The sequence below is a fragment of the Pseudomonas sp. 22085 genome (assembly GCF_052045815.1).
In the GTDB taxonomy this organism is placed as follows: Bacteria; Pseudomonadota; Gammaproteobacteria; order Pseudomonadales; family Pseudomonadaceae; genus Aquipseudomonas; species Aquipseudomonas glycinae.
In genome coordinates, this window is record NZ_JBQEQA010000012.1 from 201,909 (window position 1) to 218,352 (window position 16,444).

Annotated in this window: 15 protein-coding genes; 7 read left to right on the forward strand and 8 right to left on the reverse strand. The window is 60.2% G+C overall.

The window, feature by feature from the left end:
* The first annotated feature begins 2 nt into the window (after positions 1-2).
* From ACTJK7_RS16935 to ACTJK7_RS16945, 3 genes are read left to right on the forward strand one after another with little or no spacing between them, the layout of a single operon-like run.
* Positions 3-1,259: a TolC family protein gene (locus ACTJK7_RS16935; RefSeq protein ID WP_323151888.1), complete on the forward strand. Its 1,257-nt coding sequence runs from the start codon at positions 3-5 to the stop codon at positions 1,257-1,259.
* Positions 1,256-2,503, forward strand: a complete 1,248-nt coding sequence (locus ACTJK7_RS16940; protein WP_323162390.1) for an efflux RND transporter periplasmic adaptor subunit — start codon at positions 1,256-1,258, stop codon at positions 2,501-2,503. The genes ACTJK7_RS16935 and ACTJK7_RS16940 overlap by 4 nt, the downstream gene beginning before the upstream one ends.
* Complete coding sequence (locus tag ACTJK7_RS16945) at positions 2,500-5,670, forward strand: efflux RND transporter permease subunit (RefSeq protein WP_440780500.1); 3,171 nt, start codon at positions 2,500-2,502, stop codon at positions 5,668-5,670. Before ACTJK7_RS16940 ends, ACTJK7_RS16945 begins: the two co-directional genes overlap by 4 nt.
* Before the next feature lie 63 nt (positions 5,671-5,733).
* On the opposite strand, the gene arsH is transcribed toward ACTJK7_RS16945, so the two are convergent.
* The 8 genes from arsH to ACTJK7_RS16985 all read right to left on the reverse strand — a co-directional run bounded on the left by arsH (position 5,734) and on the right by ACTJK7_RS16985 (position 13,121).
* Entirely contained in the window at positions 5,734-6,423 is a 690-nt protein-coding gene (gene arsH / locus ACTJK7_RS16950; RefSeq protein ID WP_108561573.1) for an arsenical resistance protein ArsH, read from the reverse strand.
* Between the two features lie 11 nt (positions 6,424-6,434).
* The gene (locus tag ACTJK7_RS16955) at positions 6,435-6,905 is read right to left on the reverse strand and encodes an arsenate reductase ArsC (RefSeq protein WP_011333821.1); all 471 of its coding nucleotides are present in this window, start codon (positions 6,903-6,905) and stop codon (positions 6,435-6,437) included.
* Positions 6,906-6,930: 25 nt separating this feature from the next.
* Positions 6,931-8,214 (reverse strand): arsenic transporter, encoded by a 1,284-nt coding sequence (locus ACTJK7_RS16960; RefSeq protein WP_064381912.1) that lies wholly within the window; start codon positions 8,212-8,214, stop codon positions 6,931-6,933.
* Between the two features lie 22 nt (positions 8,215-8,236).
* The gene (locus ACTJK7_RS16965; RefSeq protein WP_064381911.1) at positions 8,237-8,584 is read right to left on the reverse strand and encodes a metalloregulator ArsR/SmtB family transcription factor; all 348 of its coding nucleotides are present in this window, start codon (positions 8,582-8,584) and stop codon (positions 8,237-8,239) included.
* Positions 8,585-8,700: 116 nt separating this feature from the next.
* Positions 8,701-9,321 (reverse strand): LysE family translocator, encoded by a 621-nt coding sequence (locus ACTJK7_RS16970; RefSeq protein WP_108561575.1) that lies wholly within the window; start codon positions 9,319-9,321, stop codon positions 8,701-8,703.
* A 43-nt stretch (positions 9,322-9,364) separates the two neighbouring features.
* Positions 9,365-9,832: a metallophosphoesterase family protein gene (locus ACTJK7_RS16975; protein WP_108561577.1), complete on the reverse strand. Its 468-nt coding sequence runs from the start codon at positions 9,830-9,832 to the stop codon at positions 9,365-9,367.
* 147 nt (positions 9,833-9,979) lie between these two features.
* Positions 9,980-11,398, reverse strand: a complete 1,419-nt coding sequence (locus ACTJK7_RS16980) for a UvrD-helicase domain-containing protein (protein ID WP_440780498.1) — start codon at positions 11,396-11,398, stop codon at positions 9,980-9,982.
* A complete protein-coding gene (locus ACTJK7_RS16985; protein ID WP_440780497.1) occupies positions 11,388-13,121 on the reverse strand; it encodes an ATP-dependent nuclease in 1,734 nt (577 codons plus the stop codon). Before ACTJK7_RS16985 ends, ACTJK7_RS16980 begins: the two co-directional genes overlap by 11 nt.
* Positions 13,122-13,414: 293 nt before the next feature.
* Between ACTJK7_RS16985 and ACTJK7_RS16990 the strand changes: the two genes are divergently transcribed.
* From ACTJK7_RS16990 to ACTJK7_RS17005, 4 genes are all read left to right on the forward strand, one after another.
* Positions 13,415-14,035 (forward strand): tyrosine-type recombinase/integrase, encoded by a 621-nt coding sequence (locus tag ACTJK7_RS16990; RefSeq protein ID WP_085655397.1) that lies wholly within the window; start codon positions 13,415-13,417, stop codon positions 14,033-14,035.
* Positions 14,036-14,339: 304 nt separating this feature from the next.
* Entirely contained in the window at positions 14,340-14,933 is a 594-nt protein-coding gene (locus ACTJK7_RS16995) for a fasciclin domain-containing protein (RefSeq protein ID WP_064381908.1), read from the forward strand.
* 55 nt (positions 14,934-14,988) lie between these two features.
* Positions 14,989-15,624 carry a sigma-70 family RNA polymerase sigma factor gene (locus ACTJK7_RS17000; RefSeq protein ID WP_085655396.1) on the forward strand — a complete coding sequence of 212 codons (636 nt, stop codon included), beginning with the start codon at positions 14,989-14,991 and terminating at the stop codon, positions 15,622-15,624.
* A complete protein-coding gene (locus ACTJK7_RS17005) occupies positions 15,621-16,295 on the forward strand; it encodes an anti-sigma factor (protein WP_064381906.1) in 675 nt (224 codons plus the stop codon). The genes ACTJK7_RS17000 and ACTJK7_RS17005 overlap by 4 nt, the downstream gene beginning before the upstream one ends.
* Positions 16,296-16,444: the final 149 nt, after the last annotated feature.

Below are 16,444 nucleotides of genomic sequence, written 5' to 3' on the forward strand. Positions count from 1 at the left end.
ACATGACATTCAAGTGCAATTGCACGGGTTGGCCTCTGGTGGCCGGCCTTGTGGCAAGCGTGCTCGCGTGGCCGGGTTTCGCCGCCGCGCTGACACTCGATCAAGCGCTGCGGCTGGCCGAAAACAATGCGCCGTCGCTGACCGCACAAGATCAGAAAATCCAGGCCGCCAGCAGCGCGGCCATTCCGGCGGGCGAGTTGCCCGATCCCAAGCTGTTGCTCGGTTTGCAGAACTACCCCGTGGGCGGCCCGGATCGCTGGAGCGTCGATCAGGACTTCATGACCATGCAGATGGTCGGTTACCGGCAGGAGATGCCCAACGCAGACAAACGCAAGGCGCGCATCGAAGTTGCCGACGCCGCTATTGAGCGCGCGGCGGCCGAGCGCAGGGTCGAGCGTTTGAAGGTGCGTCAGGCGACAGCGCTGGCGTGGATCAGCGGCTATTCGGTCGAGCGTAAGGAAGCGCTGTTCCGGGATCTCTTCAAGGAAAATCGCCTGCTGAGCGAGACCGTCCGGGCGCAGATCGCCGGTGGCCGCGCGCAACCTGCCGACGCGGTGACGCCGAAGCAGGAAGCGGCCCGACTCGCCGAGCAACAGGACAACCTGACCCTCGAGCGTACCCTGGCCCGAGCCGCGCTCAAACGCTGGATCGGCAGCGCCGCCAACGACAAGCCCGAAGGCGGTTTGCCCGTGTGGTCGGTCGATGCCTCGACCTTCAATCATCAACTGCAACACCATCCCGAACTCGCTGCTTTCGCGCCCATGACCCGCGAAGCCCAGGCCAGGGTGCAAGAGGCGGTGTCCGAGAAAAAGTCCGACTGGAGCTGGGAGGTGGATTACCAGCACCGGGGGCGCGAGTTTGGCGACATGGTCAGCGTGCAGTTTTCCTGGGATCTGCCGCTGTTTCCCGAGACGCGGCAGAACCCGAAAATCGCCGCCAGACAGGCCGAGGTCAGCCAACTGCAAGCCGAGCGCGAGGCCCTGTCCCACGAGCACACCGAACAACTGGAAAACCAGTTGGCCGATTACCAGCGCCTCGATCGGGCCGTACGCCGCACCGAAGAATGCCTGGTGCCGCTGGCCAGAGAGAAAGTCGATCTGAGCCTGGCCAGTTATCGCGCCGGCCAGGGCGATTTGAACGCGGTGGTCAACGCCCGCCGCGAACTCATCGAGGCCCGCCTCAAACAGATCGACATGGAAGAACAACGCGCGCTGACCGCTGCGCGTCTGCATTTCGCTTATGGGGAGACCAGCCTGTGAACCGTAAACAATGGAACGGCGTGTGGCTGGCCGGCCTCGCGCTGGCGGTGGGCGTGGGTGGCGGTTACGGATTGGCCTATCAGCGAATGAACGGAGTAGCGGCTTCAGCCCCTGCGCCGAGCACTGAGCCCAAGGCCTTGTACTGGTATGACCCGATGTACCCGCAGCAGAAGTTCGACAAACCGGGCAAGTCACCCTTCATGGACATGCAACTGGTGCCCCGATACGCCAGCGGCGAGGAGGGCAGTGCGACCGTCAGCATTGATCCGGGGCTGAGTCAGAACCTCGGTCTGCGTGTGGCGCCGGTCAGTCGCGGCGCCTTCACCTCAAGCCTCGATGTGAGCGGTGTGCTGGGGTTCAACGAGCGCGATGTCGCGGTGATCCAGGCGCGCACCAATGGGTTTGTCGAGCGGGTTTACGCCCGTGCGCCGGGGGACGTGCTCACGGCTGGCACGGCGTTGGCAGACATTCTCGTGCCGGAATGGACGGCGGCCCAGAGCGAGTTTCTGGCGCTAAGGCGTAGCGGCGATGCCGACCTCATTGCGGCGGCGCGCCAGCGCTTGCGGCTGACCGGGATGCCAGCAAGCTTGATTGCTCAAGTGGAGCGCAGCGGCAAGGTGCAGTCCGAACTGACGGTTACCAGCCCTTTGGGCGGTGTGCTGCAAGCACTCGACGTGCGGGCGGGCATGACCGTGGCGAGCGGTGAAACACTGGCGCGGGTCAACGGGCTGAACAGTGTCTGGCTCGCTGTGGCGGTGCCGGAATCGCAGACCGGTTCGGTTGCCGTGGGGCAGGCCGTCGAAGCACGCCTGCCGGCCTTTCCCGGCAGAGTATTCAACGGAACGGTCAGCGCGATTCTGCCGGACACCAACCCGGACAGCCGAACCCTGCGCGTCAGGGTTGAGCTGACCAATGCCGACGGCCGATTGCGGCCGGGGATGACGGCGCAAGTGCGGTTGAACCGATCGACCGGGCAAGACAGTTTGTCGGTGCCCAGCGAGGCAGTTATTCGCACCGGCAAGCGGGCATTGGTCATGCTCGCCGAAGACGCGGGGCACTATCGCCCGGTGGAGGTGCGCCTCGGTCAGGAAAGCGACGGCAGAACGGTGATCCTCGAGGGCGTGGCAGAAGGGCAGAGCGTCGTGACGTCCGGCCAGTTCCTGCTCGATTCGGAGGCCAGTCTCAAGGGCATCGTCGCCGAGCCGCTTGAATCGGGCGGGAGCGTTTCGGGGAGCCAGCCATGATCGCCGCGCTGATTCGCTGGTCCGTCGCCAATCGTTTTCTGGTGCTGCTGGCGACGCTGTTCGTCACGGGTTGGGGCGTGTGGTCGGTGCAGAACACACCGATCGATGCGCTGCCGGATCTGTCCGATGTGCAAGTGATCATCCGCACGCCGTACCCCGGACAGGCGCCGCAGATTGTCGAGAATCAGGTGACCTATCCGCTCACCACCACCATGCTCTCGGTGCCGGGGGCGAAAACCGTACGCGGTTATTCGTTCTTCGGTGACAGCTTCGTTTACGTGCTGTTCGAAGACGGCACCGATCAATACTGGGCGCGCTCGCGAGTGCTGGAGTACCTGAGTCAGATCCAGAGTCGCCTGCCTGCCGGCGTCAAACCGGGATTGGGTCCGGATGCGACCGGCGTCGGCTGGATCTATCAGTACGCGCTGGTGGATCGTAGCGGCGGGCATGATCTGGCGCAGCTTCGGGCGTTACAGGACTGGTTCCTCAAGTTCGAGCTCAAGACCCTGCCCGACGTCGCCGAGGTCGCTACCGTTGGCGGCATGGTCAAGCAGTATCAGGTGCAGCCCGATCCGGTGCGGCTGGCCAGTTTGGGTATCACTCTGGCGCAGGTGCGCGAAGCCATCGGCAAGGCCAATCAGGAAACCGGTGGCGCGGTGCTGGAAATGGCCGAAACCGAATTCATCTTGCGCGCTTCCGGCTACCTGAAGACGCTTGATGATTTTCGGGCTATCCCGTTAAAGCTCGGTGCTGGCGGGGTGCCGGTAACTCTCGGCGATGTCGCAACGGTTCAGACCGGGCCGGACATGCGTCGGGGCATCACCGAGCTGGACGGCCAGGGCGAAACCGTCGGCGGCGTGGTAATCCTGCGCAGCGGCAAGAACGCCCGCGAGACCATCGCGGCGGTCAAGGCCAAACTCGATGACATGAAAAGCAGCCTGCCGTCCGGCGTCGAGATCGTCACCACCTACGATCGCAGCAAACTGATCGATCGCGCCGTGGAAAATCTCAGCCACAAACTGCTCGAAGAGTTCATCGTCGTCGCGCTGGTGTGCGGGATCTTCCTCTGGCATTTGCGCTCTTCGCTGGTGGCGATCATTTCGTTGCCGGTGGGCGTGCTGATCGCCTTCATCGTGATGCGTTATCAGGGCTTGAACGCCAACATCATGTCGTTGGGCGGGATCGCCATCGCCATTGGTGCGATGGTCGATGCGGCGGTGGTGATGATCGAGAACGCCCACAAGAAAATCGAAGCGTGGCACGCGGCCAATCCGGGGCAGGCGCTCAAGGGCGAGCGTCATTGGCAGGTGATGACCGATGCGGCGGCGGAGGTGGGGCCGGCGCTGTTTTTCTGTTTGCTGATCATCACGCTATCGTTCATTCCGGTGTTCACCTTGCAGGCCCAGGAAGGGCGGCTGTTCGGCCCGCTGGCGTTTACCAAGACTTACGCCATGGCAGCAGCAGCGGGACTTTCTGTGACGCTGGTACCGGTGCTGATGGGCTACTGGATTCGCGGGCGGATTCCGGATGAGCGCCACAATCCGCTCAACCGCTGGTTGATCCGGATTTATCAACCGGCGCTGGATGCGGTGTTGCGCCGGCCGAAATTCACTTTGCTGGTGGCGCTGTTGGTGTTTGTCAGCGCTGCCTGGCCGATTTCGCGGCTCGGTGGCGAATTCCTCCCGCCGCTGGACGAGGGCGATCTGCTCTACATGCCTTCGGCCTTGCCGGGTTTGTCGGCGCAAAAAGCCGCGCAACTGTTGCAGCAGACCGATCGGCTGATCAAGTCAGTGCCCGAGGTCGAGCATGTATTCGGCAAGGCTGGTCGTGCGGAAACCGCTACCGACCCGGCACCGCTGGAGATGTTCGAGACCACTATCCAATTCAAGCCCCACGATCAATGGCGTCCGGACATGACCCCGGAAAAACTCGTGGAAGAACTGGATCGCGTGGTGCGAGTGCCGGGCCTGACCAACATCTGGGTTCCACCGATCCGCAATCGCATCGACATGCTCGCCACCGGGATCAAAAGTCCCATCGGCGTGAAAGTCGCCGGCAACGATCTGGCCCAGATCGACGCCGCGACCCAGGCCGTCGAGCGGGTGGCCAAAGGTGTGCCCGGCGTCAGTTCGGCACTGGCCGAGCGCCTGACCGGTGGCCGCTACATCGACGTGGATATCGACCGCAACGCCGCCGGCCGCTACGGGCTGAACATCAGCGATGTGCAATCCATCGTCTCCGGTGCCATTGGCGGGGAAAACATCGGGGAAACCATCGAAGGGCTGGCGCGGTTTCCGATCAACATCCGTTATCCACGAGAGTGGCGTGATTCGCCCGGCGCCCTGGAGCAATTGCCGATCTACACGCCTTCCGGCAGCCAGATCACCCTCGGCATGCTGGCGAAGATCAAGGTCACGGACGGCCCACCGATGCTCAAGAGCGAGAATGCCCGGCCGTCCGGTTGGGTGTACATCGACGTGCGCGGGCGGGACATCGCTTCGGTGGTGGCCGATCTGCGTCGCGCCGTCAATGAACAGGTGAAATTGCAGCCCGGTATGAGCCTGAGCTATTCGGGGCAGTTCGAGTTTCTGGAACGGGCCAATGCGCGGCTGAAACTGGTAGTGCCTGCCACGCTGCTGATCATCTTCGTGCTGCTCTACCTGACGTTTGCTCGCTTCGATGAGGCGCTACTGATCATGGCCACGTTGCCGTTCGCATTGAGCGGCGGTGCGTGGTTCCTGTATTTGCTGGGCTACAACTTGTCGGTCGCGACCGGTGTGGGCTTCATTGCACTGGCCGGGGTTTCGGCCGAGTTCGGCGTGATCATGCTGCTTTACCTGAAGAACGCCTGGGCCGAGCGCGAAGAACTCGGTGATCACTCCGAACGCGGGCTGGTCGCGGCGATTCGCGAAGGCGCTGTGCAACGCGTGCGCCCCAAGGCGATGACCGTGGCCGTGATCATCGCCGGCCTGTTGCCGATTCTGCTGGGCAGCGGCACCGGCAGCGAAGTCATGAGCCGCATCGCCGCGCCCATGGTCGGCGGCATGGTCACGGCGCCGCTGTTGTCCCTGTTTGTCATACCGGCGGCGTATCGCCTGATGCGCCGTCGACGGTTGCCCGCTGAAAACAAGTCACCTCAAAGCGACGATGCTTCCATCCAGCCGTAACCCGGCGACGAAAAAAAACCGGTGCGAACGTTCGCACCGGTTTTTTATTGTGAGGTCTGGTTATCAGATCGACCGCTGATTGACCCGCTGCATCAATTCCTCCGCCGATTCCTTGCGCTCGGAATAGCGATCCACCAGGTCCGGGCGGTCACGCAGCAACAGCGTGAATTTCACCAACTCTTCCATCACGTCCACCACCCGGTCGTACAGCGCCGAGGGTTTCATGCGGTTGTCTTCGTCGAATTCCAGATAAGCCTTGGGCACCGATGACTGATTGGGGATGGTGAACATGCGCATCCAGCGGCCCAGCACGCGCAGTTGATTGACCACATTGAACGACTGCGAGCCGCCGCAGACCTGCATCACCGCCAGGGTCTTGCCCTGGGTCGGACGCACCGCGCCGAGGGCCAGCGGCACCCAGTCGATCTGCGCCTTGAACACCGCCGACATCGCGCCGTGGCGTTCGGGCGAGCACCAGACCTGGCCTTCCGACCATTGCATCAGTTCGAGCAGTTCCTGGACTTTCGGGTGATCGCCGGGGGCGTCATCCGGCAGCGGCAGGCCCGAAGGATTGAAGGTTCGCGTCTCGGCACCGAAGTGCTCTAGCAACCGTGCGGCTTCTTCCACCAGCAAGCGGCTGAAGGAGCGCGGGCGGGTCGAACCGTACAGCAACAGGATGCGCGGCTTGTGGGCGCCTTCGTCACGCGTGGTTGTTTGAACCAGTGAAGGATCGAGGTTGGGCAAGTTGGTCATGTCAGCTCCGGTTACAGCGTGCTGATGCGGTCGAGCTCGCGCTTGAGGGCATCACGGTCAAGTTCGGCGAAGGGCAGGGCGAGGAAGGCCCGGCAGCGGGTTTCGATTTGGGCGAGGGTGGCGCGGAAGGCGGCATCAATGGTGCGTTCATCGCCGACCACATCCGACGGATCTTCCAGCCCCCAATGGGCTTTCAGGGCCGGGCCGAAATACACCGGGCAAGCTTCACCGGCGGCCTTGTCGCACACGGTGATGACGATGTCCGGCGGGTTGTCTTCGAAGGCCTCGTTGCCCTTGCTGCTCAACCCGGCGATGGAAATGCCGGCCGCCTGCAACGTGGTCAGGCTGCGCGGCAGCACCTGGCCCTTGGGGAAACTGCCGGCACTGACTGCTTCGAAACCGGCCGGCGCCAAGTGATTGAACATCGCCTCCGACAGAATGCTGCGGCAGCTGTTGGCGGTGCACATGAATAGAACGCGCATGATGATTCCTCTTTCCAGACAGGCGTTAAACGCTCAGGCGCAGGGCCAGGGCAGACAAGGTGATGAACAGAATCGGCAGGGTCAGCACCACGCCGGTCTTGAAGTAATAACCCCAGGTGATGCGGATCCCTTTGCGCTCCAGCACGTGCAGCCAGAGCAGCGTCGCCAGACTGCCGATGGGGGTGATTTTCGGGCCCAGGTCCGAGCCGATGACATTGGCGTAGATCATCGCCTCGCGTATCACGCCGACGGCATCACTGGCCTGGATCGACAACGCGCCCACCAACACCGTCGGCATGTTGTTCATCGCGGACGACAGCAGGGCGGTCAGAAATCCCGTACCCAGCGCCGCGCCCCAGAGCCCGGTACCAGCCAGATAATTCAGTGTCGTCGCCAGATAATCCGTCAGCCCGGCGTTCTTCAGCCCGTACACCACCAGGTACATGCCGAGCGAGAAAATCACGATCTGCCAAGGGGCTTCGCGCAGCACGCGCCGGGTCGAAATCACATGACCCCGCGCCGCCACCGCGAACAGCAGCGCCGCGCAGACTGCGGCAATCGCACTGATGGGAATGCCCAGCGGTTCCAGGGCGAACAGACCGATCAGGAGCAGCCCCAACACGATCCAGCCGACCCGGAAAGTCAGCCCGTCGCGGATGGCCAGTCGCGGATCCTGCAAGTCATCCAGTGAGTAATGTGTGGGTATGTCACGCCGGAAGAACCAGTACAGCACCCCCAGAGTGGAGGCCACGGCAACCGCGTTGACCGGCACCATCACCGAGGCATATTCGCTGAAGCCAAGGCCGAAATAATCGGCGGAAACGATGTTGACCAGGTTGGACACCACCAGCGGCAGGCTCGCGGTATCGGCGATGAAACCGGCCGCCATGACGAACGCCAAAGTGGAAGCCGCCGAGAAGCGCAGGGCGAGCAGTATCGAAATCACAATCGGCGTCAGGATCAGCGCCGCGCCATCGTTGGCAAACAGCGCAGAAACGGCCGCGCCCAACAACACCGTAAAGGCGAACAGACGCCGGCCATCGCCCTTTGCCCAACGGGCGACGTGCAACGCGGCCCACTGGAAAAAACCGGCTTCGTCGAGCAACAGGCTAATGATAATGACGGCAATGAACGTCGCGGTCGCGTTCCAGACAATGCCCCACACCGTGGGAATATCGCCCAGGGTCACAACCCCGCTGAGCAGCGCCAGCACCGCGCCGAGCGTCGCACTCCAGCCGACACCCAGCCCCTTCGGCTGCCAGATGACCAGCACAATCGTGAATAGAAAAATGGCAAAAGCAAAAAACATGGGAATCCCGAAAGCCTGAGGCTTAGCAGCAAGCGGAGGTGTTGAGCGGGCGATCGCCCATGGCCGCCAGCCGCGCGCTGTTTTCTTCCAGCCAGGCGGTGTTGGCGGCGAGCGTGGTTTCGAGCAGCGTGCGAATCCATGCGGGCAAATCAGGGTTGAGCCGGTAATAAACCCACTGGCCCTGACGACGATCCAGCAGCAGACCGCAGGTGCGCAGCTGCGCGAGATGGCGGGAGATTTTCGGCTGACTGTCGTCCAGCGCGCAGACCAGTTCGCAGACACACAACTCACCCTCACGGGTGATCAGCAGCGTGGCCCGGGCGCGGGTTTCGTCGGCGAGGCATTTGAAAACGGAGGCGGGGTTGAGCATGACGATGCCTTCAGTACATATGGTTGTCCGAATATACGGATATCCATATGTACTGGGCAAGCCTTAGTTTGATGAGGTGGCAGCTCTCGACCGAAGGTGTGTTTAGCGCAGGCGCCTCAACGCTTGCTGAACGCCAACCGCGCAGCAAATAACACGAAAATCATCCCGGTGGTGCGATCCATCCAGCGAACCACCTTCTCGTGCCGAAGGAACCCGGACAGCGGCTGCGTCGCGCCAATCAACACCAGCGACCAGATCAGCCCGAGCACCACATGAATGCTCACCAGCCCGAACGTCCACGGCACCAGCGGCTGACCTTGCGCAATGAACTGCGGCAGAAACGACACGTAGAAAATCCCCACCTTGGGATTGAGCACATTGCCCAGCATGCCCTTCAAAAACCAGCTGCCTCCCGGCTTGCCGTCGGCCTCGGCCGGTGCCAGCGAACGGCGAGGGCGCAGCAGCATGTTCAACCCCAGCCACGCCAGATACGCTGCGCCGCAATACTTCAACAGGTTGTAGGCCAGCTCCGACACCGCAATCAACGCCCCCAACCCAAACGCCACCGCCGCGCCCCACAACAGACAACCGGCGTTGATCCCCAACGCTGCACGCAAGGCCTGCTGCTTGCCCTCGACGGTGGCGGTGCGCAGCACCAGCGCGGTGTCGAGACCGGGCGTCAGGGTCAGCAGCGTGGCGGCGAGGGTGAAGGCGAGGAGGTTGTCGGCGATGGACATGGCGCGTGGGTTCCCTGTTCTGGATGGGGGGACGGTAGCGGTTTCAGGCGGGGGGATCCAGCAGGGAAATCAGGCGCGGTTCGATGCGCTCTGGTTGTATCTCGAGGATCGCCAGCGTGACCGGCAACTTGAAACGCCGAGGGCCGGCGCTGCCGGGGTTTACGTAGAGACGGTCACCGCGCCATTCGATGCGGGGTTTGTGGGAATGGCCGGTGATGATGAGCTTGATGCCCGGATCGAGATCCGCGGGGACGTCGGCGATGTCGTGGACGAGGAGTGCTGGCCAGCCGTTTAGGGTGAAGGTCAGGAGGTCGGGGAGGTTTTCGGCCCACGGGCTGTTGAGATCGTTGTTGCCGCGCACGGCGTGGACGGGGGCGATTTTTGCCAGTTGGGCGAGGATGTCCGGGTTGCCGATGTCGCCGGCGTGGACGATCTGGTCACAGCCCTGGAGCGCGGCAAGGGCTTCGGGGCGGAGGAGATTGTGGGTGTCGGAGATCAGGGCGGCTTTCATGGGGGGCTCTCCGTTGGTGGTTCGGGTGGGAGTGGCTGGTTTCGGCCATTAGCTGCCTCTAAAAATGTCTTCTTTTTGGCGTTTTCGCCGATATCTGCCAATTAGGCTTTGACGGGCACATCCGTTTGATTTCTCTTCGTTCGATTTTTATTGCGGTACGAGTCGTGGCGTAGCAGAGCACACGACCAATCGGCTCGAGCCGCGCGTCATCGCCACGTAAAGATGACGAGCATCCATGTTCTCAGGGTTGGGAATCACCGCAACCTCTGCCTCCAATCCCTTCAATAGCAAGGTACTACCAATAGCGCGCCGAGCTAGTTGCCGGCTCTCATGGCGATTGCGTTCGCGCTCTCGGATTGCGGCCTCCACAAAGGTGCAACCACCTCCGGCTGCTGCCTCCATAGCTCGCAGGCAGCCATATAGAACCTCGGGGCGATATACTCGCGCGTGCTCTTGGCGCATCAAGGCTCTAAGCGCTTCTGTGGCCAGCAGAAAGGTTGGAGTCGCGGCGAATGTCACCAATGCTGCCTCCGCCGGAGTAGGCATAGTGCGAGCAGAACCACGTCGCAGGATGTCCAGGCGTGGCAGTAATGCGGCAGCGCCGACTTGCGTTATCGTCTCGGCGGCAAAATTGACGAGTTGCGCAGCGGCGTCCGCTGCCTGCAAGTCGAATCTCCGGCTGAAGCTCGTGAGGTCCCCTAGATCTACCGGTTCGACTGCAGTAGCACCAGGGGTTTGACTGGCCATTTGCCTGCGTCCTCGAGTGTTGCGGCTGTCTCCTATCACCAGGACTTGCCCTTCGGGTGTTACTGACCTTGTAAGTGCTGCCGCCATGCGCTGACGGTCGGCTGTGGAGGGGAGCAATTGAATCCAGTTGACCTCGGCAGGCGCCTGGTCCAGGTCGATGCTCCCGCCCGCTTGCAGCGCCTGCCGGCAGTTCAGAAGCCACTCGCCAAACCCGCGGGCACCTTCGTTTATCCAACGCCATGGTTGATTCAACTCACCAATGAGCGGGAACTGCTGGAGCACGTGTCCATCCCAGTCCACCAGTTGGTTGCCTGCAAAGCCGAAGATAGCCTGCATAGGATCACCCAGCACGCAAGTAGGTAGTGCCGCCGCGAGTGCGGTGACCAAGGCGTGCTGCACCAAGTTGCAGTCTTGGTACTCGTCGACGAGCAAGTGAGCATAAGTTGCCGCCAGGGTATCGCTCACATGCCCCGCTTGCACCAAGGTGCAGGCTGCCAAGCGGATTGCGGGATAGTCAGTGCCTGGATTTCTCAGTTCAAGAATGGCAGCAGGTATGCCGCTTCGCTCTGGGAAGATACCGACCAAGCGCATGGCAAAACCGTCGAGGGTCGCCACGCGATACGCGGACGCTGGAACGTTGGCGCGTTGCATGCGCAGGCGTAGTGCGGCCACACCTGCGTTCGTATGGGTCAGAATGAGAACAGGTTTGGCGCCGGTATGCTGGGTCAGCGTGTCCGCTATGAGTTGTGTCTTGCCACAGCCGGCTGGCGCCGTCACGGTTCCGCTGCGGAAGGCGAACAAATCGTACTCAGGCGGCATGGGCCCCCCCGAATAACTGGCGGATCAAGGCAGTAAACCCAGCTTCCGTAGCCTGGTAGTTGGGGCCAACAATTTCCCGGGCAAGGATCTCGAACTTGGTTAGCGACTTGTACCAGCCGTTCTTTCGGTTCCGCGATGTCAGGGCCAACAGCAAACGCACTTCGGAAGAGTAGGGGTGCTGTTGTTGGCGTAGCAGCAGGATGTCGTCCAGGGAATTGCGTCCCTGAGATTGCGTACCGATATGCGCGGCTACTAGTTCTCTATCGAGAAACTCCACGGCACGCTGGAGCATGATATCTACTGCAACATCCGGTAGGCTGAGGAACAGTTCATCTTCCAGGGCTCGCCCTTCCCGCCATGTAATAAACTCCCCTCCGGCCGCGCGATAGGCTTCCACGACCTCAGGAGTCGGGGGCTTATCAGCATCGACAAGAACCATGACACGGTAACCCAGCTTAAGTAGAGCAAGACCTCGAGCAAAGCACCGGTCCGGCTCACCGCCCCCCACGTTTACGTAAGCCGTTCCTGCAGCGAGAAGTGAGCGGTAATTCTGCGCCGCCCAGTACTGATCCAATCCTCTAATGAGCCCGACTTCACTGGCCCCTTCACAAACGATGACGCTGCGAGCGAGAAACGCTTCCGGATCCATTCTAATGGTGCTCTGCACATCGTCTTCGACACCCACTTCAAGCACATGGTGAGTGCCGTCTTGTGCCTTTCGCACTACGAAAATTTGGTCGCCTCGAAGCTCCCGGACTGCCACCGGTGAGTGAGTTGTCAGGAAGGCCTGCAGCGGTGACGGAACCTCCTTGGCACCCAATGAGTCGAGCAGTCGGACGAGCCTGTGCGGCTCGAGCCCATACTCGACTTCGTCCACCAGAGCGATTGAGGCGCGCTGCGCAGCTGCTCGCTGTAATCCAGCTACCAATAACCGGGAAGAACCCGTGCCTAACGAACGCAGTGGTACCCCTCGCTCATCGTGTAAGGCAATCGCGCCGTCGCTGATTGAGACAGCGTGGGCATCTAGTAGGGCTTGTGCCTGCGTTCCGACAGGAACGCCTAAGGCGGTTGCCTTCTCGGTGACGATTCGCAGCGTTTCAGCCAGCTGGGCTCCTGCCTGATTGCCGAACGTGGCACGTGCCTCACGAGAGGCGTTAGCAAGCTCGGCGCCTAGATTGGGGCGTTCTTCTGTGAGCCGGTTGAGTACGGATCCACGGGTCCACGACAGATTGGAGTTAGCGTAGGTGCCCAGTCGTGCAGGTGCCAACAACAATCGATCTTTCCATGCGATGTTGCGTTCTTGGCCTAAGGCTTGGGCGCGATCGGACACCAACGTCCAGATTGGTTCGAGCTCACTGTCCACTATCAGGCGTAGAGAAAGTACGGTCTCGAACCCTTGCAGTGGTTCAGCTTGTAGTTGGCCGGTTGTGCTATCGAACGCGTGCAAGTACTGCCCGTAGACATCCAGGTTTTTCAGCGTGTCTGGTAGCTGACCCAAGGTCAGCGTGATCTGAATGGGTTGGCTCACGTCGAGGCCGAAGAAATCCGTATCCCCCAACGTAATGTTTCGGCGAGCACCAAGGCACAGGTCAATAGCATCCAAGATGGTACTCTTGCCACTATCGCCAGGACCTATCAAGCAATTCAGGCCTGGCGACGGAAGCCAAATGAGTGACCGTATCGACCTGAAATTCTGAATTTCAATCTTGCGAATCCGAACCACGCACCACCTCCTTGATGACATCTCCTGCTCCGTCATGGCGGTGTAGCTGATCGCTGCATGAAGGACAATGTGACGGGCGTTAAGCCTTCCACTATAGACCCGAGTCTGGTTCAAGCAACGCAAGATCGGCTGAGTTTTCAGGAGAATCCCGAACGCACTCGGACTCGCCTTGAGCCGGCAGTCCGCTTATGGCCGGAAGCAGCCGGATATGACCGACCGCTGCTGGCCGAACTGCGACCACCGCTCGTTCTGACTGATCCATCCTTGTCCTCCATCAACATGGAGGACACGCCATGAATACCGCTACTAGATCCCGCCATCAGCCTTGGAACAAGGGAAAGCTTGTCGGGCAGAAAGCCCTGCTCCGAGTCAGAGATATCTGGGCCATCCGGATCAGACTCCAACTCGCAGAGAAGACACGTGATTTGGCGCTTTTCAACTTGGCCATCGATAGCAAACTGCGTGCCTGTGACTTAACCAAGCTGCGAGTCCGAGACATCGCCCATGGGGAGTATGTGTCCTCACGGGCCATCGTGATGCAGCAGAAAACTCAGCATCCAGTGCAATTTGAAATCACTGAGCAAACTCGAACGGTATTGGAAGCTTGGATGCATCGGGCGCGTCTTCGAAGCGAGGACTTTTTGTTTCAGAGCCGATTGCACGACTCAGACCATCTTTCCACCAGGCAGTACGCCCGAATAGTCAAAGCGTGGGTGACCGCTATTGGCCTTGACCCAACCATGTACGGTACTCACACGCTACGGCGGACAAAGGCATCGTTGATCTATCGCAGGACGAAGAATCTGAGAGCTGTCCAACTCCTGCTTGGTCATACGAAACTCGAAAGCACTGTCAGGTACTTGGGCATCGAGGTCGATGATGCTTTGGAAATGGCAGAGCAGACAGAGGTTTAACCAACACTGCGACGGTCTGGGCCAGACCGTCGCTATCCGGCCAACAGCGGTCTCTTGTCGATGTCCGCATCGATCCGATAGTAGCTGCTCGCGTATGGACGCTTTCGGCCGAAAGCGTCTTTCCACAAGGCCGAGCATTCAGCCGGGGTTATAGCCACCTTGCCTAACGAGTGGTGGTCACTGGATCACTCACTCGCAATTTCTGCGAAAAAAAGAGCGTTACTGCATCCAATCCGAACGCCGCCGCGTATACCAAGCACGGACAGAATCTCCTGGCCGATCTTCCTCACAAAGGATCATCACGATGAAACGCATTTCGATCAAAACGCAATTGATTGCGGGCCTTCTGACCTTGGTGGCAGGTAGCGGATTAGTGTTCAACGCTGCGCATGCTGCATCGATGAGTCACGACAGCGTCATGGTCGGCGGTCAAAGCATGTTGCCGAACAAGGACATCGTCGACAACGCAGTGAACTCGGCCGATCACACCACCCTGGTCGCCGCTGTGAAAGCTGCCGGTCTTGTCGACACCCTCAAGGGAAAAGGACCCTTTACTGTGTTTGCACCAGTCAATTCGGCCTTTACTGCTCTGCCCGCAGGAACCGTCGATACGTTGCTAAAACCGGAAAACAAGGCAACCCTCACCAAGATCCTTACTTACCACGTCGTGAGCGGCAAACTGGACATGGCCACTCTTGCCGAAAAGATCAAGGCCGGAGGTGGCAAGACCGAACTGACCACCGTCTCGGGCGGAAAACTGTGGGCAATGATGAATGGTCCGCACAACATCACCATCAAAGATGAGAAGGGCGACGTCGCCGACATCAGTACTTATGACGTATACCAGTCGAACGGTGTGATACAGGTCATCGACAAAGTCCTGATGCCGAAAAGTTGACCGGCGTCGCCGGTCGATTTCAGCATGACCGGCGAGTCCTCCGAGGAGCCCACCCGTGAATGGAACAACCGCGCGCTGTGGGCTAACCTCTGGCTGCAATCGACTTGTAGAACCTCACGATCCATTCGTTTGGAGAAAGGCTATTCCCATCGCCGACACTGACCAACTCAAACACCTTCTAGCCCAGTGTTCCTTGGGTGACCGACGCGCTTTTGAAGCGCTGTATCGTAGCGTGAGTCCGCGTCTGCATGGCGTGGCGCTGCGGTTCATGGGGCGCCCAGATCTGGCTGAGGAGGTGCTACAGGAAAGTTTTGTGCGTATCTGGAACAATGCTTCACGCTACCAATCGCAACTGTCGGCGCCGATGACCTGGATGATCAATATCACGCGAAATCAGGCCATCGACCAATTGCGAAAGCGTCGCGAACGTCCCCTGAGTGACCTCGACGCGCAGATGCTGGTAGACGACAGCCCCTCGGTACATGAACAGTTGAACAGCTCCCGTGAGACCACTTCATTGAATCGGTGCCTAGATGAGCTCGAAGGGATGCAACGTCAGTCAATCACCATTGCTTATTTTGAAGGGCTTTCCTGTTCAGAACTGGCGGAGCACCTGTCGGCACCGCTCGGGTCGGTAAAGTCTTGGATCCGCCGAGGGATGGAGCGTTTGCGCAGGTGCCTTGAGTCATGAACTACCAAACTCCAAGTCTTCGTCGCGCACTTGCCGCAGATTATGCCATTGGGTTGATGCCACCAGCCGCACGCCGGCGCTTTGAGCAGCTTTTACTGGAGGACTCGGAACTTCGCGCAGAACTTTCGCAATGGCGGGAAAGCCTTGCGAGCCTTACCCAGTCTCTGCCTGAATCACCTGTACCGGATCGTGTATGGCGCGGAATTACGGCGCGTATAGATCCGCAAACAATGCAGTTGCCTGTAAAGCGACCATTCTGGAGCTGGCTCTGGGTGACGATTGCAACATGTTCACTGGTAGCAGCGGTAACGCTGAGCGTTATCTATAACCGTGACGAAGTTCGCTACAGTGCAACGTTGCGTAGTGCCGACGCACAGTCGTGGATGAGCATTGAAGCGCACGAGAATTATCTAAAAATCAAAACGCTGGCTTTGGTGAAGATAGAAAAGAATCGTAGCTTGGAAATGTGGGTTATTCCTTCAGATGGAAAGCCTGTTTCGCTTGGGGTGATTCCCCCAGGCGGAGACGGGGAGATCAAGTTGGGCGGTGCGCAGAAAGCGTTTATTGGTGAGTCAATCACGTTGGCCATCAGTCTTGAACCCGAGGGTGGATCGCCAACAGGACAGCCGACTGGTCCTGTGCTGTATCAGGGCGTGCTTTCGGCTCTATGACTCAGGGCAGCAAACCGTTAATTTTCGTGAGTAAACGGCTCACTGATCGGTCGCCCAGAATTCTGCTTCAACGCAACGCGCTCATGAACATAAACGGCAGCTTTTGGCCGGTAGCGGTCGCTTGTGAACGTCCGCTTCTGGCCGAAAGC